General features: G+C 39.0%; 21 protein-coding genes. 7 read left to right on the top strand and 14 right to left on the bottom strand.

Features of this window, described 5'->3' with window-relative positions; genetic code table 11:
• Nucleotides 1–48: 48 nt before the first annotated feature.
• The 6 genes from ACWICE_RS05705 to ACWICE_RS05680 all read right to left on the bottom strand — a co-directional run bounded on the left by ACWICE_RS05705 (nucleotide 49) and on the right by ACWICE_RS05680 (nucleotide 7,733).
• The gene (locus ACWICE_RS05705; RefSeq protein WP_454297839.1) at nucleotides 49–3,696 is read right to left on the bottom strand and encodes an ABC transporter permease/M1 family aminopeptidase; all 3,648 of its coding nucleotides are present in this window, start codon (nucleotides 3,694–3,696) and stop codon (nucleotides 49–51) included.
• Nucleotides 3,689–4,573, bottom strand: a complete 885-nt coding sequence (locus tag ACWICE_RS05700) for an ABC transporter ATP-binding protein (protein ID WP_313258197.1) — start codon at nucleotides 4,571–4,573, stop codon at nucleotides 3,689–3,691. Before ACWICE_RS05700 ends, ACWICE_RS05705 begins: the two co-directional genes overlap by 8 nt.
• A 277-nt stretch (nucleotides 4,574–4,850) precedes the next feature.
• Nucleotides 4,851–5,651, bottom strand: coding sequence for a M48 family metallopeptidase (locus tag ACWICE_RS05695; RefSeq protein ID WP_185211861.1), 801 nt, complete (start codon nucleotides 5,649–5,651; stop codon nucleotides 4,851–4,853).
• Between the two features lie 74 nt (nucleotides 5,652–5,725).
• Nucleotides 5,726–6,376 (bottom strand): glycerol-3-phosphate 1-O-acyltransferase PlsY, encoded by a 651-nt coding sequence (gene plsY / locus ACWICE_RS05690; protein ID WP_185211860.1) that lies wholly within the window; start codon nucleotides 6,374–6,376, stop codon nucleotides 5,726–5,728.
• A 13-nt stretch (nucleotides 6,377–6,389) separates the two neighbouring features.
• Nucleotides 6,390–7,247, bottom strand: coding sequence for a carboxylating nicotinate-nucleotide diphosphorylase (gene nadC, locus ACWICE_RS05685; RefSeq protein WP_185217840.1), 858 nt, complete (start codon nucleotides 7,245–7,247; stop codon nucleotides 6,390–6,392).
• A gap of 72 nt (nucleotides 7,248–7,319) precedes the next feature.
• The gene (locus ACWICE_RS05680; protein ID WP_185211858.1) at nucleotides 7,320–7,733 is read right to left on the bottom strand and encodes a DUF4783 domain-containing protein; all 414 of its coding nucleotides are present in this window, start codon (nucleotides 7,731–7,733) and stop codon (nucleotides 7,320–7,322) included.
• Nucleotides 7,734–7,924: 191 nt separating this feature from the next.
• Here ACWICE_RS05680 and gpmI point away from each other — a divergent pair, with 191 nt between their 5' ends.
• Both gpmI and ACWICE_RS05670 read left to right on the top strand, forming a co-directional pair.
• The gene (gpmI, locus tag ACWICE_RS05675; RefSeq protein ID WP_454297838.1) at nucleotides 7,925–9,460 is read left to right on the top strand and encodes a 2,3-bisphosphoglycerate-independent phosphoglycerate mutase; all 1,536 of its coding nucleotides are present in this window, start codon (nucleotides 7,925–7,927) and stop codon (nucleotides 9,458–9,460) included.
• 19 nt (nucleotides 9,461–9,479) lie between these two features.
• Nucleotides 9,480–10,004, top strand: a complete 525-nt coding sequence (locus ACWICE_RS05670; protein ID WP_454297837.1) for a hypothetical protein — start codon at nucleotides 9,480–9,482, stop codon at nucleotides 10,002–10,004.
• Nucleotides 10,005–10,106: 102 nt separating this feature from the next.
• Here the strand turns inward: ACWICE_RS05670 and ACWICE_RS05665 are convergent, their stop codons facing one another.
• Nucleotides 10,107–10,640, bottom strand: a complete 534-nt coding sequence (locus ACWICE_RS05665; protein ID WP_185217837.1) for an adenine phosphoribosyltransferase — start codon at nucleotides 10,638–10,640, stop codon at nucleotides 10,107–10,109.
• A gap of 5 nt (nucleotides 10,641–10,645) precedes the next feature.
• Nucleotides 10,646–11,548 carry a ComEA family DNA-binding protein gene (locus ACWICE_RS05660; RefSeq protein ID WP_454297836.1) on the bottom strand — a complete coding sequence of 301 codons (903 nt, stop codon included), beginning with the start codon at nucleotides 11,546–11,548 and terminating at the stop codon, nucleotides 10,646–10,648.
• A gap of 35 nt (nucleotides 11,549–11,583) precedes the next feature.
• On the opposite strand from ACWICE_RS05660, the gene ACWICE_RS05655 reads away from it, so the two are divergent.
• Nucleotides 11,584–12,234, top strand: a complete 651-nt coding sequence (locus ACWICE_RS05655; protein WP_454297835.1) for a polysaccharide deacetylase family protein — start codon at nucleotides 11,584–11,586, stop codon at nucleotides 12,232–12,234.
• On the opposite strand, the gene ACWICE_RS05650 is transcribed toward ACWICE_RS05655, so the two are convergent.
• The 6 genes from ACWICE_RS05650 to ACWICE_RS05625 all read right to left on the bottom strand — a co-directional run bounded on the left by ACWICE_RS05650 (nucleotide 12,223) and on the right by ACWICE_RS05625 (nucleotide 20,885).
• A complete protein-coding gene (locus ACWICE_RS05650) occupies nucleotides 12,223–13,029 on the bottom strand; it encodes a DUF4249 domain-containing protein (protein ID WP_254529929.1) in 807 nt (268 codons plus the stop codon). The genes ACWICE_RS05655 and ACWICE_RS05650 overlap by 12 nt on opposite strands.
• A 1-nt stretch (nucleotide 13,030) precedes the next feature.
• Nucleotides 13,031–15,370: a TonB-dependent receptor gene (locus tag ACWICE_RS05645; protein ID WP_454297834.1), complete on the bottom strand. Its 2,340-nt coding sequence runs from the start codon at nucleotides 15,368–15,370 to the stop codon at nucleotides 13,031–13,033.
• 146 nt (nucleotides 15,371–15,516) lie between these two features.
• Entirely contained in the window at nucleotides 15,517–16,326 is an 810-nt protein-coding gene (locus ACWICE_RS05640; protein WP_185211851.1) for an alpha/beta hydrolase, read from the bottom strand.
• Between the two features lie 5 nt (nucleotides 16,327–16,331).
• A complete protein-coding gene (locus ACWICE_RS05635; RefSeq protein WP_454297833.1) occupies nucleotides 16,332–17,282 on the bottom strand; it encodes a hypothetical protein in 951 nt (316 codons plus the stop codon).
• Complete coding sequence (locus ACWICE_RS05630) at nucleotides 17,269–17,913, bottom strand: hypothetical protein (protein WP_185217832.1); 645 nt, start codon at nucleotides 17,911–17,913, stop codon at nucleotides 17,269–17,271. Before ACWICE_RS05630 ends, ACWICE_RS05635 begins: the two co-directional genes overlap by 14 nt.
• A 47-nt stretch (nucleotides 17,914–17,960) precedes the next feature.
• Entirely contained in the window at nucleotides 17,961–20,885 is a 2,925-nt protein-coding gene (locus tag ACWICE_RS05625; protein WP_454297832.1) for an FAD-binding and (Fe-S)-binding domain-containing protein, read from the bottom strand.
• 249 nt (nucleotides 20,886–21,134) lie between these two features.
• Between ACWICE_RS05625 and ACWICE_RS05620 the strand changes: the two genes are divergently transcribed.
• The 4 genes from ACWICE_RS05620 (at nucleotide 21,135) to ACWICE_RS05605 (ending at nucleotide 26,380) form a co-directional block, all read left to right on the top strand.
• On the top strand, nucleotides 21,135–21,614 hold the full coding sequence (locus tag ACWICE_RS05620) for an Lrp/AsnC family transcriptional regulator (protein WP_185211848.1): 480 nt from the start codon (nucleotides 21,135–21,137) through the stop codon (nucleotides 21,612–21,614).
• A gap of 8 nt (nucleotides 21,615–21,622) precedes the next feature.
• Nucleotides 21,623–22,813 carry an EamA family transporter gene (locus ACWICE_RS05615; RefSeq protein ID WP_185217831.1) on the top strand — a complete coding sequence of 397 codons (1,191 nt, stop codon included), beginning with the start codon at nucleotides 21,623–21,625 and terminating at the stop codon, nucleotides 22,811–22,813.
• 455 nt (nucleotides 22,814–23,268) lie between these two features.
• Entirely contained in the window at nucleotides 23,269–25,848 is a 2,580-nt protein-coding gene (locus tag ACWICE_RS05610; protein ID WP_454297831.1) for a DUF5686 family protein, read from the top strand.
• 235 nt (nucleotides 25,849–26,083) lie between these two features.
• Nucleotides 26,084–26,380: a hypothetical protein gene (locus tag ACWICE_RS05605; RefSeq protein WP_185211845.1), complete on the top strand. Its 297-nt coding sequence runs from the start codon at nucleotides 26,084–26,086 to the stop codon at nucleotides 26,378–26,380.
• Nucleotides 26,381–26,551: the final 171 nt, after the last annotated feature.

Raw genomic sequence — 26,551 nt, 5'->3', positions numbered from 1 at the left:
TATTTGCGGCAATAAAAAGCCGCTCAATTCAGTTGAACGGCTTATTCATTAAACCTCTTTTCGGTTATTCCCGAAATCGGTATCCAATAACTTGTAATTCGGATCGACTCCAACCTCTACAGGCTTTTTATCTACAGTAATCTTAATATTATTATTGATCTTATCGATCTTTACTTTTTTCAGGTATAGTATATTATCTACTTTATACCCATTCTTTTCTACAGGTTCTCCTAACACAGCTACTTCCACATAATCTTTCAAAGGCAAGGATTGAATTGTTTTCTTGCCATTCTTGTGGGCTAATGCGGTTCCTTTCGTATCCTCATAGCTCTTTTTACCTAAAGGATCAGTTCTATATTTGGAAACCTGAAAATTAATTTCTACTTCATATTTTCCGTTTGCCAGTTTTTTGACCTTGGCGTCCTTGACCTCATTGTCGTAGATTGTTACGGTTTCAAACATATCTTTGATCAAATATTGCAAGGAATCGGGAACTACAGGTCTAAGCATATTTACAAACTCAATGGAGGTGGTATATGGAGGGTTCTGGAATTTTACTTTATTGTTATAGCTTTTAAGGAATTCGTTGAACTTCTTTTCTCCCAGATAATCGCTCATCGCATACATCACCAAAGAACCTTTGTTATAATGGATATAGCCTTGGTTTTCATTGAACATGAGCGGATTTTCACGAATCATTTCTTGAGATCTGCCCAATAGGTATTGGTCTAATGCATCTTTCAGGAACCTGAACATCTGTTCTTTCCCATAGGTATGTTCTAAGACTTTCAGCGAGCTGTATTCTGCTAACGACTCAGACATCATGGTTGTCCCTTGGGTATTGGCACCGATCACTTGATGGGCCCACCATTGATGGGCAAACTCATGGGCTATCACCGAATATGGATAATCTACTGCATCTGGATCATCTTCATCCACTTTGGCAATGAAGCCAATACCTTCGGAAAATGGTACCGTATTGGCAAAAGCCTGCGCAAAGGTCCCCATGGCAACTGGAAACTCAATGACACGCATTTGATCGAATTGATAAGGTTCATAATTGGATTCATAATAATCCAAAGACTTCTTCATGGATGCCATCATCCTATCAAGGTTATACTCATGCCCCTTATGGTAATAGATCTCTAAATCCACTCCATTATGCTTTTCTTTTTTGGTTTCATAGCGAGCTGACATGAAAGAATAGAAATTCAAGATTGGCGTATTCATTTTATAATGGAAATACCGTTTATCTCCGCTCTTCCATTCTTTTTGCAAATAACCAGGAGCAATGGCAATCTGATCCATGTTCGTGCTCACAATGGATTCATAATTGATCCAATCTGCATCATTGGAAATATAGTTGTTTCCTAGTTTGCTCGAATCTCTAGGGTCTGCCATTCTGTTTTTATCAGGAAGGCCATATTTCTTACGGACCCGATTATCGGAAAGCTCCGCAGCATTAGAATAACTTAGGGTTGGAAACATCATATTGTTCAGGAATGTCCCATTTTCCATTACAGGGGAACGATCAAACAAGAAACCGTTCTCCTTATTCTTAACGTTATAATCAATCCGCAAGGTATCACCTGGGTTTAAGGGTTTTGCTAAGGTATAGATATCAACTGCCAAAGCACTGTCTCTTAAGAACAACTTGGCATCCTGTTCAAATATAATTTCGATGTGGTTAGCATCGCTTTTATTCATGAAGATGGTATCTATAGGCTCCGTAGTTTTATTTAAATAGGTGAAAGAGGCCTCTGCTTTAAAACTTCTGTTTTTAGGATCTAAATCTAAAAGAACATATACATCAGTCAATCTAGGAATCGCCCTATCCTCATACTTTTTGTATTTCTTTTCATAATCGACTACCTGCAGCTCTCTTTCAAGAACACTGTAACGAGGCTGTTTTATATTATTTTCTACGTAGATGGCATAGCCTAAGCCAATAAAGCCAGCAAAAGCGAGCAGCATAGGAATGATCAATGCGGGTTTGGATCGCTTAAAGAAAAGACTGATTTTCTCTTTAAGATTGGAAACAATTCCACGTCTCCAGAACAGCAAGGTCAAGCCGAATAGTCCCAGTCCAAAAAGGATCCAATAAATTCGATAATAGATAAAATGGCGGATATCGGCATATCCATTCATGTCCGAATATCGGAACGAGGGTCCCTCCCCTGGTTTGAATATAGCTTGTTCGATTCCAATCTTGGTCAATAGCGGAATGGCAAAGAACAAAATCAAGCAAACAATAAATCCGATAAAATAATTCTTGAAGAAATTATGGATGAATAAGGACAATAAGATCAGGAAAAGGAACTTTAAAGGATACAGAATGAACAATTCATAGGCATAATGACCTAGCTCGAAGTTATAGAAACCTTTATAGGCCTGATATACAACACCATTGATCAAACAAACTAATAGGACCAAGTACACTAATTTTAACATGGCCAATGCTTTTGAAAGTAATAGCACCCAGTTAGGAACTGCAGTGGCTTCAATCAAAAGAAACATATTGGTCTGTCTAGACCTTTGTATCAGCATACCAGCAAATAGGAAGATCATGATATTCAAAAAGAAGGTATAGATGCTCCCCATGGCGACGAGGACTTGCCAGGTTACCGGATAGGTATGGGTTCCAAACAATTCGCCGGAAACTGAAATCACGATCAAAACAAACAAAAAGGCTATGCAGAGTAGGATGATAAATGTCCAGTTCTTGATCAGGAATTTAAAATCGGCATTGGATAGGTTCCAGCTCAACTTGAGGTTAGCAAAGAAGCTATAGTCTTTTTTTACTGTTGGTAGTGCAATTTTTAAGATGCTTCCAAAGTTATCTTTAGTCATCCTTGCAGAATCTTTGGATTTCTTAAAGGAAATACCGAGCTGAGAGAAGCTGAACTTAAAGTACACCAATCCAAAAAACAAAAGTGAAATACCCAACCAGATCAACCTGTTGTAGATCAAAACGCCCGAAATCGGTAATAAATTATGGTTCTGTTCATCTACACTCCAATAGCGGCTGTAGTATAGAATAGGTTCAAAACCGAATGGGTCTAACAAAGCTACCAGATACCGGTTGTCCACATTTTTAACTGCGGCATCAAATAGGGCTTGCAACAGGAACAAAATCAGGACGAAGACAAAACCCACATATATATTTCGGCTAAAGGTAACTAAGGCAAAAATAATGCTTCCAAAGAGCATAAAATTGGGAAGAATCGTAATCAAAAACCCATAGAAATAGGCAGTTGGTTCATTGGGACCTAGTAACTCCGCATTAATTCCTGGATAAAACTGTCCTGCATAATAGCCTATTGCACAGACTATGGCAATAAGGGTCACGACGACAAAGGAACTCAGGAATTTTGCCGAAAGATAATTCAGCTTTTCCAGAGGATAGGAAAACAATAAGGTATGTACATTGTACAGATAATCCCGATAAACGGAAGCACCGATTATCGTAGGCAACAAGAAGTAGATCAGGGTGGAAAAACTATTGAAAAAGGCTGCTATATTGATCGGAGAATTTATGTATACGGGTGTAGAGGTTGTACTCGTCACCGCGTCAAATGCTCCTAAATTGGAAATAGTGGTTAAGAAAGCTAGACCAAAATAAATAGCGCAATAAATATAGAACACTGGTTGCTTCAACCAACGCTTGATCTCGAAGAGAAAGATGGTCTTAAACATTTACCTTGTCACTCTTTAGGGTTACGAAATATACATCTTCAAGGATTGGCGTCGCTGGGCAAAAAGATTCATGTGGCAGCTGCTCAGCATGTACACGGATATTTAAGCTGTTATCTTGGTTGTAATTGGAAGAGATCACATTGTAGATGGAGTTTTCTTTCTCAAAATCAGCGCGATCTATTTTCTTTTTCCAGACCTTTCCAACTAAGCTATCGGTTCCTGCTTGCGTACTTCCACGAAATAGGACCTTACCTCCGTTCATAATTGCAAGTTCATGGCAAAGCTCTCGGACATCATCGACGATATGCGTTGAAAAAATGACCGTATGTTGGGCACCTATCTCTCTCAGGACATTCAGGAAGCGATGTCTTTCTGCTGGGTCCAATCCGGCTGTAGGTTCATCGACAATGATTAATTTAGGGTCGTTGAGCAACATTTGGGCAATTCCGAATCGTTGCTTCATACCTCCTGAATAACCGCTTACGCTTTTGGTCCTGAAATCATAAAGATTTGTGATTTCTAAGGCGTTGGACACGATCTTCTTACGGTCCTGTTTATTGCTGATACCTTTCAATTCAGCGAAATAGTTCAGTAAATCTTCAGCTGACAGGTTGGGATAGACTCCAAACTCCTGTGGAAGGTAACCAAGGATGCGCCTCAAGGCATTGTTGTCTTTTAGTACATCTATATCTCCGAATTGTATGCTCCCGCTATCAGGGCTCTGAAGGGTCGCGATGGTACGCATTAGCGAAGATTTACCGGCTCCATTGGGTCCTAATAGCCCAAACATACCGGCTCCAATCTCTAAATTAACATGATCTAGTGCTTTAACACCGTTGTTATATGTCTTCGTTAAATTCGTAATCTTAAGTTCCATTTATAATTGTTTGATGTTTCTATTAATTAGTACGTATTTGTTAAAAAAAGTAACAGAAAAAATAAAATATTTTTTTTCGTTACTTTTTTTAAGACATGAGACTGTTAGACAGTTAGACATAAGACCTAAGGAAATGGACCAAAAAACAATGGTTTTGTAAGAATATTAATGCCTAGTACCGAGATGTAAAGGTCTGATGTCTTATGTCTGATGTCTCTTAGTCTAAAACGAAGAAAGCCGACAATTACTTGTCGGCTTTCTTCGTTTTATTTTAATTTTATTTTTTATAATACTTCATTGCTTCAGGAACCATTGCCTGCAATTGGCTGATACGTCTAGCATCGCTAGGGTGAGTACTCAACCATTCTGGGTTCCCGCCTTTTTTGCCTTGCGACATTCTTTCCCAGAATGCTACAGCTTCTTGTGGGTTGTAACCTGCCATTGCCATCAAGATAAGACCAGCTTTATCAGCTGCTAATTCATCGTTTCTTGAGAATTTCAATGACCCTACTTGATAACCAATACCATAAATCTGGTTGAATAAACCAGTATATCTACTGTTACTGATCGTTCCGGCAGCATTTAATAATTGTGCTCCAAACTGAGCTGCCATTGCATTGGATACTTGAGACACTGAGTGCTCCTCAATTGCGTGAGCAATTTCATGCCCCATTACGGTAGCTAATCCAGCATCGTTCTTTGCGATTGGTAAGATACCTGTATAAACTGCAACTTTACCTCCTGGCATACACCAAGCATTCACTTGATCACTTTCAATCAGGTTGAATTCCCAGTTGAAATTGAATTTATCAGCAGCCCCAATCTGCCTCAAATATTCGTTTGTAGCAGCTGCAATTCTGTTACCCACGCGTTTTACTTGAGTAGCAGCAGCTGAACCGGTTTCAACTTTAGAGCTATTTTTACTTAAAAAATCTTTATATGCCAATGCAGCTTGATTATTGATAGTCTGAGAGTCTACCAATTTAAGATACTTTCGCCCGGTAATAGCGGAAGTGGCACAACCTACCAAAGTAGCTCCTAAAAGCAGCATGGAGGCGTATTTTGTTATTCGTTTCATAAGTGTTCTTGATTTAGTTTATCTAATACATTTAAATTATCTTGAAGTATTAAACAAAACTTGTACCCAAAAGTTTAATCCTGTGTTTTTTTCTTGAATAAATATATTTTGGATTCTTTGCCTTTGAGAAGTCTTTCAATGTTTTTCTGGTGAGTGACTAGAATGAGGGCACAAATTGCGATTCCATATAGGAGAATGGAAGGAACGGTCGTCTTAAAAATAAATGCTACACTAAATGGGAAGGCAAAGCCGGCCATAATGGAGCTCAAGGATACATAATGGGTAACTAGGAGTACGACGATGAAGACTGACACACATACCAGCGCTGCAGGCCAATGGATCGCTAGGACCATACCAAATAAGGTTGCAACACCTTTCCCTCCTCTAAAGCCTGCGAAAATCGGAAATAAATGCCCTAATACAGCGATTACCCCCAAGGCCAACTGTACATTGACAAATTGAGGTGCATCATGGTTTCCTACAATCGTGGCATCTAATAAATATGGTAAATTAGTGGCTGTCCATCCCTTTAAGATATCGACAAACATTACAATGGACCCCGCCTTTTTGCCTAATACACGAAAGGTATTGGTGGCACCGGCATTTCCACTTCCGTATTCACGTACATCTACTCCATAAAATGCCTGTCCAAACCATACCGCAGTAGGGATCGAACCGAAAAGATATGCTAATATGACAATTCCAACAAGGTATATTGATATCATTTACAGCAATTTACTAAATAAGTTTTGCTTTTAAGCTTAAATCCAGACTTTTGACCGAATGCGTTAATGCTCCAACAGAGATAAAATCTACACCGGTTTTCGCATATTCAGCAATCGTCTCTAAAGTGATCCCGCCAGAAGCTTCTGTAACCAATCTATCATCAACTAAATCAACAGCTTCCTTCACTTGTGCTGGACTGAAGTTATCTAACATAACACGATCAACAGCCGGAAGGTTTAGCACTTCATTTAATTCCTCAAAATTTCGGACTTCTACTTCAATAGCAATATCTAATTGGTTTTGTTTTTTGTAATCAAAGGCTGCATTCACCGCAGCGGAGATACCACCTGCATAATCCACATGATTATCCTTGATCAAGATCATATCATATAGACCGAAACGGTGGTTGGAACCTCCCCCAATTTCAACAGCTTTTTTCTCCAAAAACCTCAACAAGGGAGTTGTTTTACGGGTATCCAATACCTTTGCATGAGTTCCTGCAATGGCCTTCACATATTGAGCAGTTTGGGTAGCAATACCAGACATTCGCTGCATGATATTGAGAACCAAACGTTCTCCTTTAAGAATAGTATGGATTTTACCTTTTATTTTAAAGGCTATATCTCCGTATTTTACAGAGTCGCCATCAGCGATAAGCTGCGTAAATTCTATGGTTGGGTCAATTTGAGAAAATATTTCTTTAGCCACTTCTACCCCTGCAAGGACACCCTCCTCTTTGACTAATAATTGGGCCTCTCCTAATTGTTCTTCTTTTATCGTAGATAATGAGGTATAATCCCCTGCTCCTACATCTTCCACAAGGGCCTCTTGAACAAAATGTACTAGTTTATCTTTGAATTCTCTCTCCATTTACAATTTAAAATTAAGCGAAGATGAATAAAAATATATTTATATGGAAACTTAAATATGAAAAACTGAAGATTATTCTATCCGAAGTTCATTGATTTGGGCATCTCCCCCCGATTGAACTAACTTGACAAAAACACGGTAAGATCCTTGGTTTGTCTTGATTTGATAGACTATATAAAAACTGTTGTTACTGCTGTTAGTCCGCTGAACCTGTTTCACTTCGGAAGTTTTGGTCAAGCGAAAGAAATCACTCAGGATTACCTCAGCTTGGAACTTTGAATAATACCCCGAATCATTCTTGATGGATAAGGAAACATTCTGTCCAAAAAAGTTAGCAACATTCTTTGCGTTATTCGCTTTCAACGCCCCTAATATTTCTAATCCTACGTCAGATTGAAAACTACTGAACAATAGAAACGGCAAAAGCAGCATTGCAAAAGCAATCTGCCTTATTTTTTTCCAATAACCATTCCTCATTTCTATCATAATTGACTTGGAGTCAAAAGCAGCATATTATGCATGATAACAGCTACTAAACATTAAATTCATTTTCCGAGGAACATTCAGCGAAAATTATGCCAATCCTTGTTAAAAGTACATATTCACTATTTTGTTGCAATACAAACTATACAGCCCCATTCCTTAATATTTTTATGAATTATAAGTATATTTGTGTAATGAGTTCTGAAAATAAAAAAGTAGCACTACTGATCCTGGATGGACTAGGCTACGGAAAAAATGATAATTCAAACGCTGTAATAGCCGCTAACACTCCTTTTTTAGACTATTTGCTGTCAACCTATCCTAACTCCAAACTTGAAGCATCTGGCGAAGCCGTAGGTTTACCTGCAGGTCAAATGGGCAACTCTGAAGTTGGACACATGAACTTGGGTGCTGGTAGAATCGTATACCAAGAATTAGGACGGATCAACAAAGCCGCTCAAGAAGGTGTCTTCAAAATTGATCCTACAATACAAGCTGCTTTCAATTATGCAAAAACAAACAACAAAAAAGTACATTTCATCGGCTTATTGTCTGATGGAGGGGTACACGCACATATTGAACACTTAAAGGCTTTAACGGATGCCGCTCAGGATGCAAACCTTACTAATGAGCAAGTGTTTATCCATGCTTTCTTAGATGGTCGTGATACAGACCCGAACGGTGGTGTAGGCTATGTTACTGATCTTGACAATCACTTGAAACATTCAGTAGGAACAATTGCTTCCGCAATTGGTAGATACTATTCAATGGACCGTGATAATCGTTGGGAAAGAGTAAAACAAGCTTATGACCTATTGACCAAAGGTATCGGTATCCCATCTAACAACCTTGTTGAGTCGATTGAGCAATCGTATAGCCAAGGTGTAACAGATGAATTCCTGAAACCAATCGTAATGGTGGATGCGAATGGACTTCCAAAAGCTACCATCCAAGAAGGTGATGTAGTTATCTGTTATAATTTCCGTACAGATCGTGGTCGTGAAATCACTGTTGCCCTTACGCAACAAGCATTTCCGGAATACGATATGCATCCACTGAACTTGTATTATGTGACCATGACTTCTTATGATGACACCTTTAAGGATGTGAAAGTGATCTTCCAAAAAGACAATCTAACACAGACTTTAGGAGAAACCTTGTCCTTACAACATAAAACACAGGTTAGGATTGCTGAAACTGAAAAATATCCACACGTTACGTTCTTTTTCTCGGGCGGTCGTGAAAACGAGTTTGAAGGTGAAAGAAGATTATTGATTCCTTCTCCTAAGGTTGCTACCTATGACTTACAACCTGAAATGAGTGCCAATATCATTGCCGACTCTATCTGTAAGGATATGGAAGAAAACGGTCCAGACTTCATCTGCCTCAACTTTGCAAACCCTGATATGGTAGGCCATACTGGAGTTTTTGAAGCGGTGGTAAAAGCAGTTGAAACGGTTGATGCTTGTACCAAGCGAGTGGTTGAAACTGGAATCAATAACGGTTATTCCTTTATTATTCTGGCAGACCACGGTAACTCTGAGTTCATGATCAATGAAGATGGCTCTGTAAACACGGCACATACAACCAACTTAGTTCCTTGTATCTTGATTGACAGTCAATTTAAAAACATTAAGGATGGTAAGCTTGGTGATGTTGCTCCAACCGTATTAGCACTGTTGAACTTGCCAATTCCTACCGAAATGACAGGAGATGTCCTTGTATATTAACATAAAAAATATTCAAATCTTGGCGGCAGTAATCATTACTGCTGCTTTTTCTAGTTGCAGCAATGGCAACCAAGTGAAGAAGGACCCCAGCAGTCCAGAAAAGTATTTTGACATCCCAGCCTTTTTCCAAAAGGAAATAGACTCTTTAGCATCCATAAACCCAGAAATCAATAAAACTGTTAAAAAGGACGACCAAGAGGAAACAAAAATTCTAAAGATCAAGGATTGGCAAATTGAGCTCTCAAGCTTTCAAGCCATAGACTTGAACAAACCAGCTTATGCTGGTTTTGTAAAAGTAGATTCCACTGACTCCTTAATCCAATATAGTTTCACTAATCCTGAGTTAGATCTATCCTGTGTTCGGATTAAATTAAACAAGGAAGGAAATGCAGAAATGATTTCTATAGAAAAGGAAGTAAGAAACACCTTGTATAAGACTTCTGAATTCCTAGTTTATGAAAAGGATAAATTTTATCTGGTTGAAAAGAATCAGCATGTAAAGGTTATGGGAGAAAATTATTACAAAGTCCAAGGCGAGTTTTAATGCGTCCAAACATAAAGGCTCGAAACAATACTGTTTCGAGCCTTTTTTTGTGTATAAGCGTCGTCTAATCCAATAACCCCATAAAGGGCTAGATTGTTTTAATTAATCCTCATAATGAACCAGTGAGATGATATTCTCGCTGAATCGGGTCAATCTGCCAGCACTTTGAAGGAAATCCAAACTGATCACAAAAGAATAACCTGTGATCACTCCGCCTAACTTTTCCACCAACTTACTTGCCGCAACTACTGTCCCGCCGGTAGCAAGCAGATCATCATGCATCAATACTTTGGTACCTTGTTGAATGGCATCCTCATGCATTTCTATCGTTGCCTGTCCGTACTCCAATTTATACGATTCAGAAATGGTATGGAAGGGCAATTTCCCTTGCTTACGAATGGGTACAAAAGGTTTATTGAGCTCTTGTGCCAAAAGGAACCCGAATAAAAAGCCTCTGCTTTCAATTCCGGCAATGACATCAATCTCAATTCCTTCCAGTTTTTTCGCAAACTCCTGGACCGCTAGTTTTACTATCTCAGGCTGTTGCAATAATGGAGTAATATCTTTAAACACGATCCCTGGCTGTGGAAAATCAGGAATATCACGTATATAGGTCTTCAGTTGTTCTTCAATCATCGATGCTATCTAAAATCCAAATAAAGTTCAATTTTACGGAAAAATTCTTCATCCAACGAATGAACATTCCTTAAATCTTCCATGGATTTAAATGCACCGTGCTGTTTTCTATAATTGATGATTGTCTGCGCTCTTTTGTATTTAACGTAGGGATGTTTACCTAAATCATTTTGGCTGATATGGTTTATCGGCAGTCTTTTGACCAAGCTGGTATCAATCCTAAGGTAGGGTAAAATATTCTGATAGGTCTCTTCCGGTAGACCATAGACCTCTGCAAGCTGTTCCAGTTTAACATAACCGCCCAAAGCTTCCCTGAATCGAACTATTCGTCTAGAAAAGGCTGGACCGATACCTCTTAATTCCATAAACGCCAAACTATCCGAACTATTGACCTCTAGAATCCGATTCTCTTTTTTCGCAAACTCCTTTCTATCATACCTAGGAAATTTCTCCTTGTATTCCCTTCTTTTCAACTCAGGCATCCTCACAAAGGGCAATATCTCCTCTACTTTCTCATCGCTCAGCGAGTAAATTTTCCTCAGGTCTTCCTTGTCATAAAAGGTCCCACCCTTATTTCTGTAATTGATAATCACCTGAGCCTGTTTGCTGCTCAGACCTAGCCTCTGCCAACCTGCTTTATCCAAGGTATTCGGATCAAACAGAAACAATTCCGTCTTGGGCTTTTTCCTTAATACAGGTCCCTTTTCTACATAAGATCCTTCCTCGTATTGAGGCTCTGCCCTTTCCGTTACATGGAAATGTTCAATTCGTAGGGTAATCTCTTTTTTAGGATAGAATATAGGAAGGAAGATATGGGCGAGAAAGAGCAGGAATAAGATACAGATCAAAAACAACATCCCTCTTTGCTCCTTTTGGGATAGTTGAAAGTACTCGGCAAGCTTTCGCATATTCAAAAAACTTATGCTAATCCATTGTTAAAACTTTGATTAAATTTGTAAAAATATCCGATCGAAACAATATGCATTTTGTCCGCCCTTTTTTTATCCTCAATTACGTGTATCCACAAGCGATTTGGAGAAAAGAAAAAGAAAGAAATAATATTTACTTAACATTTGACGACGGTCCAATTCCAGAAATCACCCCTTGGATACTGGATTGTTTGAAAGAAAAAAACATCAAGGCGACCTTTTTTTGCGTAGGAGAAAATGTCCAAAAGCATCCGGATATCTTTCAAAGGATCCTTGAGGAAGGCCATGCGGTAGGAAACCATACCTACAACCACTTAAAAGGATGGGACACAGACAACCAACTATATCTGGACAATATTGCCAAGTGCAATGCCTTGACAAAAACACCTTTATTCCGACCACCCTATGGTAGAGCCAAAAAAACCCAAATGAAGATCTTATCAAAAGATTATAAAATCATCATGTGGGATGTTCTAACTGGTGATTACGATTATCGGATCAGCCCCGAACAATGTTATGAGAATTGTGTAGACTTTACAAGAAATGGCAGCATCATTGTCTTTCATGACAATTTAAAAGCCATTGATAATGTGAAATATGCTTTACCAAAAAGCATTGATACCCTCTTAGCAAGAGGGTATCAATTTAAGACCCTATCCTTCTGAGGCCTTATCGATTTCAACTGTATAATCCCTCGCACTGCTAACGCTGAAATAACCCAATGCACCATTGCTGATATTTGAGCTTGGGTTACCTGGAGAAGCACTACCAGGGTTAGTGGACATATATTCAGACCAATAATTAAAGGATTCCTTACTGATTACATACCTTCTTACCAATAATTTATCTCCAGGCTTGATCTCATTGCCATATTCCCGGCCCAATTGGTGGGTGACTTCATTACCGTTATTGTATTTGTCAGAGAATACTGAATTTGACTTAAACGGACCATCATTGATCTTAATGCTGTAACGGTAATAGTTTTCCTCTCCTTCCGGATCATAAAACTTAAAGTTCAAAAAGAAATAGGTCTCCTTAAAAAGGGTCTCCTGATTGACCCCAATCGATTCTACTTCAATATAAGGCAACATCTTTGTCGTTGATTTATATTCTTTGCCATCAACACTTACGGTCAAGGTGTAAGTTTCGCCAACAGAAATTGGCATATTGGAGTTTGCATATCGTCCTTCTCCAACAGAGTTGAACCTAAAGGTCCTGCCGTTTCCCAATTGGATAAAAACAGAAGCATCCAGAACAGGCTCAAAAGGTCTAGGCTCATCAAAATCAACTGTTCTTGTGACAAGAACTTCATGGGTACTCTCCTCGTTGTTCATATCCCCAACAATCACAATTTGCGGATTGACCTCGTTGAGGTCTACATCGATCAACTCTTCACAACTACTGAATAAGAGTATAAAAGATAAAATGAACAAACTATATAGCGATCTCTTTTGCATCATCTTAAAATTTAAAGTTCCAAGTTACTGAAGGAATAGCGCCAAACAAGGCTATCTTATAGGCTTCAGTGATATTAGCATTTTCTTTATTTTCCCTAAAATCAATTACATAGGCATTCTTGCGGTTATAGGCATTATACACACCGAATGACCAGCTTGAATGAAATTTCTTGTTCTCCTTTTTAGGCTCATAGGTAGCTGATAGATCCAAACGATGATAATCAGGCATCCTGTAACCGTTACGCTCTGCATAATAGAACATGGTCCTTCCGTCAATTTGATACTTGCCACTTGGGAAAGTAATAGCATTTCCCGTATAATAAACGAAAGTTGCTCCCAAGGTCCATTTTTTGGTCAACTGATAAATACCAACCAAAGAAATATCGTGGGTACGGTCTTGCCTAGCATCAAACCAAGCACCATCATTGATTTCATCGAATTGTCTTTCACTCTTTGAAAGTGTATAGCCCAACCAACCACTGAATTTCCCTTTTCTCTTCCTCAAGAGAAATTCTGTTCCATAAGAACGACCGACACCATACAACAGTTCCCCTTCCAATTGCTTATTAGCCTGCAGGTCGGCACCATTTCTAAAGTCAATTTGGTTGTGCATATATTTGTAATAGGCCTCTACTGAAAACTCATAGGTATTATCCTTAAAATTACGGAAGTAACCCAATGCCGCTTGATCAGCGATCTGTGGCTTTACGTTCATACTGCTGACCATGTATTGATCGGTCGGTAAACTCGCCGTCGTATTCGTCAATTGGTGCAAATTCTGCGACATCCTATTGAAACTGGCTTTGATGCTATTGCTGGAATTGAATGCGTAGGAAAGAGATAATCTCGGTTCAATATTGAAATAATGCTTGGCAATCCCTGACTCATAATAAGATTCGGAAATTGCGTCGCCTTCCTCATTAAATTCATAGAATGTACCTGGACCCATGACCATGAAATCACTGAATCTTACGCCATAGATCAAGGAGAGCTTTTCAAAAGGTTTCCAATCATGGGATATATATGCAGAAGCCTCAATGCCCTGCCTTCTTTCAATTTCAATACTGTTGATATCTGATGATTCATCTACTGCACTGATGCTGGCAGGACGGATTTCCTGACGCAAAAGATTGACCCCAAATCGAATGGTACTGTTATCATTGGAGTAATATGAGAAGTCTTGTTTAAGGTTTAGGTTCCTGATCTTGGAAGCAATCCTGAACTTAGAATCATCACTGTTAACATTAACGTGATAGGCGAAATCGCTATAGATTAAGGAAGTATTGCTAAACAATTGCGGATTGATGATGGAGTTCCAGCGCACTGTGGCTGTAGAATTACCCCAATCGAAGGCAAATAGATCTGAATATCCTAAATCATCCTTTCCAAAATAACCCGATAGATAGATAGTATTGCGATCATTCAATTTATAGTTGAATTTGGCATTCAGGTCATAGAAATATAATTTACTTTGACTAGCCTTTTCATCCGGAGAAAGCTTCAAGAACAGATCCGCATAGGTCCGTCGCCCACTGATCATAAAGGAGCTTTTATCTTTTACAATCGGTCCTTCCAACTTCAATCTAGATGCAATTAACCCAATTCCACCTTCCCCACTGAACTTCTTGTTGTTTCCGTCCAGCATACTGATATCCATTACCGAAGAAATACGACCGCCATATTGAGCGGGAATCCCCCCTTTAAACAGGTTTGCATCCTTGATGGCATCAGAATTAAAAGTAGAGAAGAAACCCATTAAATGAGATGCGTTATAAACAGTTGCCTCATCCAATAGGATTAAATTTTGGTCCCCTCCGCCACCGCGCACATAGAAATTAGAACTGCCTTCACCCCCAGGAGATACTCCCGGAAGCAATTGAATGCTTTTCAACACATCCTTTTCACCAAACAGGACTGGTATATTCTTCAGTTCCTCCATGCTGAATTTCAGATTCCCCATTTGCGCAGAAGTAACATGGTCATCCTCCTTTTTAGCAGTTACAACAATTTCCTCAATTACACTTGAGTTAGACACTAACTCAAAATTAAGGCGTTTAGATTCATTGACTTCCACCTGTTCATCCTTACTGGCATATCCTACATAAGATATTTCAATCTCATGCTTACCTTCAGGCAAACTGATCGAGTAGAATCCATAGTTGTTCGAATAAGTGCTTAAATTGAGCGACCTCACTCTTATTACTGCTGCAATTAAACTTTCACCTGAATTAGCATCACGAACATAACCGCTTAAGGTTAATTTTTCCTGTGCCAACGTCAAATCACTTACAAAAACTAACAGCACGATGAGACTGATGCTCATGCATTGGGATAGCGATTTCATTCGCTTTAGGTTAAAAATCATGGTCAAAATTAAAAAAGCCATTCTGAACAACAAAATGGCTTTTACAGGTTTATAATCTCGTATAAAGTCCAAATTTATTAATATTATTCAATCTAGCAAATAATTTATCCAAAAAAGTCATAATCCTATACTTTAGAAAAGAAGTCCTGAAAAAATATCAATTGGTATTGAATTGATTTGCTCCAATAATCCCAATTATGGGCCCCTGGCATGCTTAAATATCGATGTGGGATATTTAAGTAGGTTAATTTTTCATGGAATTTTGCATTTACATCATAAAAAAAATCTTCTGTCCCGCAATCAATGAAAATCTCTAAAGACTTCGGCTTAATCAAGTGCGTCAATTCCATCACAGTATGACCCTCCCACACTTGAGGATTTTGATCATACGACCCTATCCTTTTTGCCATATCCCAATTATTAGGAAAAGGACGGATATCCACCCCTCCAGCGGTACTTCCTACCGCACCAAAGGTATCTTGATGGCGAATGGCTAAATATAAAGCTCCATGTCCGCCCATGCTCAATCCAGTGATTCCACGTTTGCTGCGATCTTTGATAACAGGATATTTTCCATCGATATAATTGACCAACTCCTTCGCCACAAAGGTCTCATATTTAAAATCTTGATCAATTTCTGAATCCCAATACCAACTGCCAAAACCACCATCAGGACAAACAATCAATATTCCATAGTGATCTGCCAATTCCTTGATCGCCGGAACCTTATTTATCCAATCTCCATAATTCCCTGAATAGCCATGCAAAAGATATAAGGTAGGCAGGTCTTTCTTCTTTGATCCCTCTGGTTGAATAACGACTGTTTTGATTGCTTTGTTCATGGCAGCACTGTGTACTGCAATGGTATCCACCTTTGCCGCCTGAACTAACCCGGAACTTAGGAAGATAGTCAGTAGGGATAAAATGATTCTCATGAGATTTAGTGTTTAGATATATGATAATAATAAAGATACGAGTCTAGGCCGAATGGACGCTCACTGATTGTAAAAATTCCGTCTGATTTTCGGTCAAAAGAAATAGCCTCCCCTTGAGGTTCTGGCTCATAAGGAATAGGTAGCGGCTGCTTCTTCAGCGCTTCAATCAATGGTGCTTTACTAGCTAAAGGCCAATAAAATATACTTGTTAAATTTTTCATAACTACAGCATCCCTTTTTGGAGAAATATCTGCAGCTGTAATAAATGTGAATGGAAAACTTAAGATCGGTTTGAGGATATAGGTATCTTTATTCCCCTTGAAGATTTCAGCAGAATAAAGACTGGACCTAAGCTCCCTTTTTGAAACTAAATAGAATTGTTTATCCAAGGGATCTATAAAAATTGCCTCAGCGTCCCTGGCTTTACCAGGATATTTTAAATGCTTGATCGAAATTGCAGACCTTGAAATAGAATCAAACGTCACGCCCGGTTTCAAAACGGGTTCAGGAAAGATATATAGAGATAATTGGGTTCTTTTGGCCAAATTATCACCAATATCCCCCAAAACCACATAGGACTGTCCGTCCAGTTCCACCCAAGCAATATCCTCAATATCAATTGCCTCCACCCCATCTAGTTGATAACTGCACATAAGGTTTGCAGCGGAATCAATTAAATATACCCTAGCATCATCGCCACTATCATTATGCACCCAAAACATACCGGGGTTATTGATGGAAGAAATTATGCCTGAAATTTCATCCAATGCAGGATCGCTTACTTTTCCCTTAGCAACACGTTCGCCATGAAGTACTTCTTGAGCAAGACATTGATTACCGCTAAGGACTAAGATAAACAGGCAAAATATTAATCGTACGTAGTGTAATTGCATAAAAAAGGACCAGCTTTTAACTGATCCTCTAAAATACACTAAATAAATTTTATTTACCTTCAAATGCAGAAATTAATGCTGCACGATTGGTCGAATCTTTTTCACCAAGTTCGAAGGATTGTTTGTAAGTATCAACATAACCAAAAATCTCAGCTTCTTTACCTGAACCGTTATCAAAGAAATACTTGAAACTATAGGTTCCAGGCTTAGAAAGGTCTACTTTATCCTTGTTAGATGAAAAAACCAAAGGCTCCAAGGTCGTAGTGGTCATTTTGCCATCGGTAGGCAAATTGAACAATGTTCCCAATGATTTTACGAAATTATCTGAAGCTGCACCATTTGAGGTAATCCTTACAGATCCTTTCTTAAATCCCAATTCTTCATCTGGTTTACCTTGTGCATCAATACCAGCATCAATGGTTTTTAATACTTCAACAGTAAAACCTACAGGCTCATTATTGTATTCTGCTTTAGCTTCATAAACGATGGAAGAGTCCGTTGGGTTCGGATTTGTTAAATCAAAATAAAGGTGCAACAGACTTCCATCAGTGGTATTGGTCATCGGTTTCAAAGCGGTAGAAGCCGTCGTACCTGTGGAATCACCCGAACCACCTTCGGTTTTGTTAGAGTTACCACATGAACCCATCCAAACCGCTGTAGAAACCAGCAAAGCTATAGTTGTTATCTTTTTCATAATCTAATATGTTTACTTTTAATACAATAAAATATCGTTTTTGTTTATTATTTCTTGATCAAAGCATCATAAATGATCTCCACAGGATGGAAGGATTTTCGCTGCAAACCATCCTTGATCTGATGCCTACAGCTTGTTCCTGCTGCTGCAATAAGGTATTCCCCACCTGTTTTACGCAAAGTTGGGAATAAGACCAGTTCAGCAACCTTCTGCGAAACATCAAAATGTTCCTTCTCGTAGCCAAACGAACCTGCCATTCCACAACATCCTGAAGGTATCACTTCCACCTCATAATTGGAAGGAAAGGATAAAAACTCCTTGGTAGTATCCACCAATTTGAAGGCTTTCTGATAACAGTGACCATGCAACTTTATTTTTTGTGGTTCTGCCGTGAATTGCTCTGGATGAATCCTACCAGCTTTCATTTCTCGAACCAAGAACTCATCGATCATTAAGGCATTCTTTGCCAATGTATTCGCTTTTTCTCGTTTAGAATCATCGACTAAATCCGGATATTCATCTCTAAAGGTGATGATAGCAGAAGGCTCAATCCCTAGCAGAGGGCTTTCTGCACTCACTTCCTGCGAAGCTAAGTCCACGTTCTGATTAGCAAGTTCTTTTGCTTTCTTGACAAATCCCTTCGACAGATAGGTCCTACCACTTTCCTTTAACTTAGGAACGATAACTTCATATCCCAGAGCGGTTAATAACTTATAGGCGGTTATCCCAACTTCCGTGTCGTTGTAATTGGTAAACTCATCACTGAACAGGAAAACCTTACGTGTACTTGTGGTATTAGGTTGTTTTGATGCCCACTGGCTGAAGGTAGTTCCATGCACCTTTGGCAAGGATCTTCCAGGCGCAAAACCAACCACAGATTTAATGATACTTGAGGTAAAACTATTTGTTGCAAAGAAATTATAGATTGGAGCAACCATAGACCCCAGTTTTTGGGATTCAGTAAAATTGGCAATCAGCTTCGCCCTAAAAGGACTTCCATTCGCATCATAATAATGCTGTAGGAACTCTGCCTTCATCTTCGCGATATCCACGCTGGATGGACATTCCGTTTTACAACCTTTACAGCTCAAACAAAGGTCCATGACCTCTTTTATCTCCTCATGATTGAATCGATTGCTCTGTGTTGAATTGGTCAGGAATTGACGAAGCATATTTGCTCTAGCCCGTGTGGTATCTTTCTCATCCCTAGTAGCCATAAAAGATGGACACATGGTTCCACCAGTTATCTCTGTTTTTCTACAGTCTCCGGAACCCGAGCATTTTTCGGCTAAACGTAGGATGCTTTCATTCTTCGTAAAATCAAAATATGTCTTGATCTGCTTGGCGTCAGTCACCTGGTCATAACGCAGATGGGTATCCATTGGAGGGGTATCTACAATCTTTTTAGCATTAAACACATTGTTTGGGTCAAATATCTTTTTTACCTGTAACAGAAGTTTATATACCTTATCTCCTAGAACTTTTCCAATAAATTCACCCCTTAATCTACCATCACCATGTTCACCACTCAGTGAACCATTATACTTTAATACCAAATCCGTAGTTTTCTCCAAAATACGACGGAATTGCTTTTTTCCTTCGACCGTTTTTAGATTGATGAAAGGTTCAATATGCAGTTCACCTGCACCAGCATGCGCATAATATGAAGCATGCACCTGCTCTTCCTTCAACAGCACTTGTATATCGGACACATAGTTAGGCAAATCTTCTGGGGAAACTGCACAGTCCTCAATCAGGTTCACAGGTTGAGAATCGCCAGGGAGGTTACGGATCAATCCCAAACCAGCCTTACGTACGTCCCAAACCAAATTGGTCTTTTCAACCCCAGTGATCCATGGATAAGCATAGCCCAAACCGGCTGCTTTTAATTCAACAACCAAACGTTCCGCTTTTAAGGCTATCTCTTCCTGGCTATTGCCCCTGAATTCAACGATCAATAAGGCCTCAGGATCTCCTTCAATAAAAAAACGGTTGTATTGATATGTTGGATGCCCAACTGTAAAATCTAAAATATATTTATCTACCAATTCAGATGCTTCTGGATTATTGTTCAAGGCAATTACATTTCCTTTCATACATTCCACCATATCGTCGAAATGAACACATAAAAGGCCAATTTCTTTTGCTGGTAAAGGCATCAGCTTAATTTTAGCCTCGGTGATGATGCCGATGGTCCCTTCCGATCCGGCCAATAGTCTACATAGATTGAAGGGCTGACTGTTATCTGACAGCATATCCAGCGCATAGCCCGTATTCCTACGGGTTATTTCCGATTTAGGATATCCAGCATGTATAGCTTCTTGGTTTTCCTTGTTGATCAATAGTTCGTTCAGGTTCCTGTAAATATCACCTTCACGGGATTTTAAGGAAAGCTTTTCAAAATAGGCAGCTTCATTCAGTTCCTTAAAAAGCACTTCTGACTCATCGTCCAATAGCACATTAGCTTCCAATAGGTTATGACGCGTATCTCCCCAAACGATTGAATGCAATCCAGATGAATTATTTCCGATCATTCCTCCGATCATAGCCCTGCTGGCTGTGGAGGTTTCAGGTCCGAACATCAGTCCAAATGGTTTCAAATAGGCATTTAGGTCATCACGGATTACCCCGGGTTGAACCCTCGCCCATTTCTCCTCTTGATTTACTTCCAATATCTGATTGAAAAATCTAGAAATATCGATAACAATACCTGCCCCTACAACCTGACCTGCCAAGGAGGTACCGGCCGTTCTTGGAATCAAGGTAATGTGATTTTCATTTGCAAACCGGATCAAGGTCTTCAAATCTTCTATTTGTTGGGGAATACAGACCGCCAATGGTAATTCCTGATACACCGAGGCATCTGTGGAATAGGCTAAACGCATCGTCTGATGGGATGCTATATTTTCATCATAAAAGAAATCCCCCTTTAGGGATTCAGCTAAGGCTGCTAATTTTAACTCTACTGACACGATAAGATAGATTGAATAACAAAACTACGCATTGTTTCATTAATTATAAGTCATAAACATATATTTCCATATATAGTCTAATTTGACTATATTCGTATAAGCCTCAGCAACAATATTTTGTGCAAAAACGCCAATTTTCAACTCCAAAAAATTCTTCCTATCTTATTAAAGTCATAATCAACTGAATAATATTCTTTTTTTAGCTTATTTCTTTGAATTTAATTCGGCTTTACCGATATTTGCGGCATTATGGCGAAACTAGAAATTTCCTTGGATCAAATTGATCTTCAGATAATCCGGATCATGCAGGACAATGCCCGCACGAACAATGCTGATATTGCCCGTGAACTCGGCATGGCCCCTTCAGCGATCTTAGAAAGGGTAAAAAAACTGGAGCAGAAAGAAGTTATCCTACAATATAACGCTAGGATCAACCCTGTTGCCTTGGACCAAAAAATGCTTTCCTTTATTTTTATCAAGACTCAGGATATCATCGGCGTACAAAAAGTAGGCTTACTTTTGGCCGAAATACCAGAAGTATTGGAGGTACATGATATAGCTGGTGAGGATGGTTACTTAATCAAAGTAAGGACCAATGATTCTGCGGGACTTGTTGACCTTATGCGCAACACTCTCAGCAAGATAGAAGGCATTATTTCTACAAGAACTACAATCGTTCTGGAGACCGTAAAAGAAGACAATAAATTAGTAATTCCTGCAAAGGACTAAAAAATACCATGGTAAAATCATCAAATCCATCAGGCAGCATCATCATCTTTGCCTACTTGGTGGTGTACATCGTTTGGGGATCTACCTTTTTCTTTATTGAGAAAGCCTTGCACGCTTTCCCTCCTTTTGTTTTGGGCTCGATCAGGTTTATCATCGCGGGTTCACTGCTGATGTTTTACTGTTGGGTAAAGGGATATAAGATTTACATTAAGAGTGCCGTAAAAGACGCTGCATTAGTCGGTTTCCTTTTACTATTTGTCGATATGGCGGCCATCATCTGGTCGGAACAATACATTTCCAGCGCCATTGTATCCATTCTTTCTGCTGCTACAGCCATATGGTTTATTATTTTGGATAAACCTAAATGGAAAGAAAACTTTTCCAGCATTCCGACATTATTGGGATTGATCCTTGGTTTCCTCGGTGTAGTCATGTTGTTTGCAGAGCAAATCTTTGGAGCTTCTGCAAATGACGGAGACAATGACAAAAAACTTACTGCCATGATCGTCATGACTGTAGGAACCATTGGATGGACGGTAGGTTCACTAATTTCCAAATACAACAAGAAATCAGAGAACAAAAAGAGTGCTGAACCGAATGCTGTAAAAGAACCTGAGGAAGACCTCAATGTCATGGTCAAAACAGCATGGCAGATGGTAGTTGCTGGTATAGCTTTTACGACTGTTGCACTTTTGAATGGGGAATATAAAAGTTTTGAATTTAATTCCGTTCCATTAGAATACTGGGGAGCCATGGTTTACCTAGCTTTGTTGGGATCTATTTTGGCCTTCAGCTGTTATATTTTCCTATTGCAATATCGTCCAGCTACCGAAGTCAGCACCTACGCTTACGTGAACCCGATCGTAGCACTGATATTGGTCCATTTCTTTACGGACCATGTGGTTAGCAGGATGCAGATCATAGGTCTTGCAGTAGTCCTGTTCAGTGTGTTACTCATGAACTGGAACCTATACCGCGACAGCTCAATCATTAAAAACTACAAACGCAGACGTAAAATCCGCAAACTACGCCATATGGCACCCAAAAGTAGTATCCCAAGGATTGTGGAAGTCGCTGAGTTTGGTCAAAAGAAGACCAAAAAGCCAAAGGAAAACCCTGAAAAAGGAAATTCTACTCCTGATAGTACAAACGCTGACAAAAACAAAGGAAAGAGCTTTGATCAAGAATTCTACGATTAGATATCAACGATAAAATTTTACGAAGAGCGGATGCCAAGGCATCCGCTTTTTTTATTAAATTCGTTCAATCACTTAAGCCAACGAGTTCATTTGAAGATTCAAATCCTGCCTTTGCCCTACTCCATCAAATTACATCATTAAAATAGATACACTTTTTTCCGATTTCGAACTTAGTTTCATTCGAGACACATTCCGAATTTTCCGAATGTGTCTCGAATAAGGTCAAAGCCAGGTCCGAAAAAATCACTCAACTGTTACAATTCCAAATTGACTTCCCACAGATTTAAATCGCTTTAAAATCTTCCTGTAAACAATTTGTCAAAACAACCAAATATTACTGACTAATTATCATGAAAAAGTCAAATCGTCAATAAGCCTATTTAATAAATCATCAATATTATCTTTATTTGCAATACTTTTTGAACACAAATCGTAAAAAGTCAAAAAGTCATAGCATGAAAACGAGATTATTTTACTTGACCATACTAATCGGAATGATTTTTTCGTTCCAAGGCCTGTCCGCACAGAGTTTTATTACCATCAAAGGGAAGGTAATGAACGCAGACAACTATGAGGCCATACCTTATGCTTCCATTAAAGTAATGGGTGCCAATAAGGATATTGGGACAAGTTCCAATGAAAATGGTGAATATACGCTGACCATTCCAGCTGAGTATAAAAAAATCAAGATCAGTTCTGTGGGTTTTGACCCAGAGGAATATCCTGTTGCTGATGAGAAAGAACAAACTATCCGTGTGATGCTGTTCCCTGCCAACTCTATTGAGGAAATCGTAGTAAGGGCACCTAAAAGAGGTAAATACTCTAACAAAAACAATCCTGCAGTAGAATTGATCAGAAAGGTGGTTCAACATCGCGACCAAAACCGTCTGACCGGTCAGGCTTATGCTGAATACGACCAATACGAAAAGATCAGTTTGGGATTGAGCAATCTGGATGAAAAGTTCAAGAACAAAAAGGTGTTTAAAAAATATCAGTTCCTGTTTGAGAAGGATGACACTTCACAAACAGCAGCAAACTATGTATTGCCGGCTTACATGGAGGAGAAATTTTCTAAAGTTTACTTCAGAAAAGATCCCAATGCCAAAAAGCAATATATCATTGCGGACCGTAAGGCTGAATTTGACCCTAAATTTATTGACAATGATGGCCTAAGTAAATATTTCAACCGTCTTTATGATGAGGTGGAGATCTATGATAACAATATTACCATCTTGACCAATCAATTCTTGAGCCCAATCGCCAATTCGGCTCCTACCTTCTACCGTTTTTATATTACGGATACGATAAAGAACGAAAATGAATCTTTGGTAGAGTTAAGCTTCTTCCCTAGAAATAAAAACGACCTTTTGTTTAAAGGTAAGCTATATGTAACCTTGGATGGGAATTATGCGGTTAAAGGCGCTGAAATGACCGTAAGTGACGAGATCAACTTAAATTTTGTTAGGGACTTGAATATTGAACTTGGCTTCAACAAGACCAATGACAACAAGTATTACTTGACAAAATCAAGTTTAGGGATAGATTTCTCCATTACCAATAAAGGCAAAGGGATCAAAGGAAAACGCGTTGTACTGATCAATGATTATGTGAATGGCAATGTGCGTCCAGACAGCATTTATGCGGTACCGGATAAATATGTGGTCATTCCAGAGGAGAAGAAAGAAGTGGAGGAAACAAAATCTGAAAGCTATTGGGCAACCTTAAGGCCAGAACCGCTATCGAAATCGGAGCGTTCGATCTATACGAACATTGATTCCTTGCAGAGCATGCCTTCTTTCCGTACGTTCATGGATATCTCTGCATTGGTGCTGTCAGGATATAAACAAGCGGGTCCAGTTGAAATTGGCCCTGTGAATACCTTTTATTCCTACAACCCAGTGGAAGGTTTCCGTTTACGTGTTGGTGGCCGTACCACAGAGCAATTGAGCAAGCGTTTCTATGCTGAAGGTTATGGTGCATATGGATTTGAGGACCAAAAATGGAAATACTTCCTTGCAGGTACTTATTCTTTGAACAATAAGTCGATCTATAAATTTCCACAGCATTATTTAAGGGTTTCGGCTTCATATGATACAAAGATCCCTGGACAGAATCTGGAATTCGTTCAAGAGGACAACGTTTTGCTATCCTTTAAACGTGGTGAGAACAAGAGTTATCTGTACAATGAGGTTTACCGTTTAGATTATAAGGTAGAGTTCAGCAATAACTTCTCGATGAATGCTGGTTTGGGAACTTGGAAACAAACGCCAGCAGGTGTCCTTTCCTATACCCTACCGATGGCAGATGGCTCACATAAGATCGTGAACAACTTACAGAGCACCGAATTTAATGTTGGATTCCGATATGCTCCAAAAGAAGAGTTCTATCAAGGGAAATTATACAGGACTCCAATTTTCAATAAATACCCGATCATGACCTTCAACTATACCGCGGGTGTGAAAGGAGTATTCGGAGGAGAATACAATTACCATAACTTCTCTGCGGGTATTTTCAAAAGATTCTACCTATCGCAATTGGGCTACGCTGATATAAACGTAGATGGAACTTATATCGCTGGGAATAACCTTCCTTTCCCAGTATTGAACATCCATCGTGCAAACCAGACTTATGCATATCAATTGCAATCCTATAACTTGATGAACTTTATGGAATTCATTTCCGATCATCATGCTTCCTGGAATGTACAGTATTATATGAATGGCTTTATTTTCAATAAGGTTCCATTGTTGAAAAAACTGAAGTTGAGAGAGGTATTTAGTTTCAAAGGCGTTTATGGTGGATTACGTGACAGCAACAATCCGAGCATGAACAATCAGGTTTATGATTGGCAGACCAATGGATCAGGTGAGCAGATGTCCTTTACGTTTGGAAATAAACCCTACATGGAGGCAAGTGCCGGTGTAGCGAATATATTTAAGGTATTACGTGTAGACGTGGTAAAGAGATTAAACTATTTAGATCATCCAGATGCTCCAGAATGGGGAATACGTGCAAGAGTGAAGTTTGATTTTTAGGAGACATTATGGATATAGTGAGGGTTAGTTATTTTTGAAATAGTTTAAATAATGTGAATAGGGTCAGTGATAGAAAATTGAGGGTGTAATGTGCGGGAGTTCTATCAGCTAACCAAGAAAAGCGGGCCTAGTGTCCGCTTTTTTGTTAATTAGGCAAGCAGTCAAGTGCTAATTGGAGAGGATTGATAGGTTATTCACTAATTTATGGTTAAATTTAAGTATCTAAAATTTGATCATGAGTGCTAGAACATGGAATATCATCAAGACCGTTGCAGCTTATTTTTCTTTATTGCTGAATGTGCTCTATATTAGCACATGGATTTATTTAATTGAAAACTCCAATGGTTTTGAAGAGGCGCAACGGCGATTTGGGAACTTATGGAAAATCGACCATACCCTACTTATCGTTTCAGCGATTGTCCTTAGCATCTTCTCCATCATCTATTTTGCCAGAACACCTGGTTTCTTAGCGAAGTTATTTTTATTCGTCCAGATTATTTTCGCAGGTTGGTTTAGTTGGTCCATGCTTTAAAATTTTTAGGCCCCACAACGCTAGCCGAAGACCGAAAACCCTATTGCATTCTTTTTTAATAATTTCCTTGCATAGAAAGGTGATATCCATTACTTTTGTTCCATTATTAAAATGAAGAACGCTTGTACACATCAATACGTAATGCATCATCGCCATTGTGGCGATAGATAT

This window comes from Sphingobacterium sp. NPDC055346 (assembly GCF_053645235.1).
The sequence above is the reverse complement of the archived record's forward strand: the minus strand, read 5'-3'. Positions and strand labels throughout refer to the sequence as shown.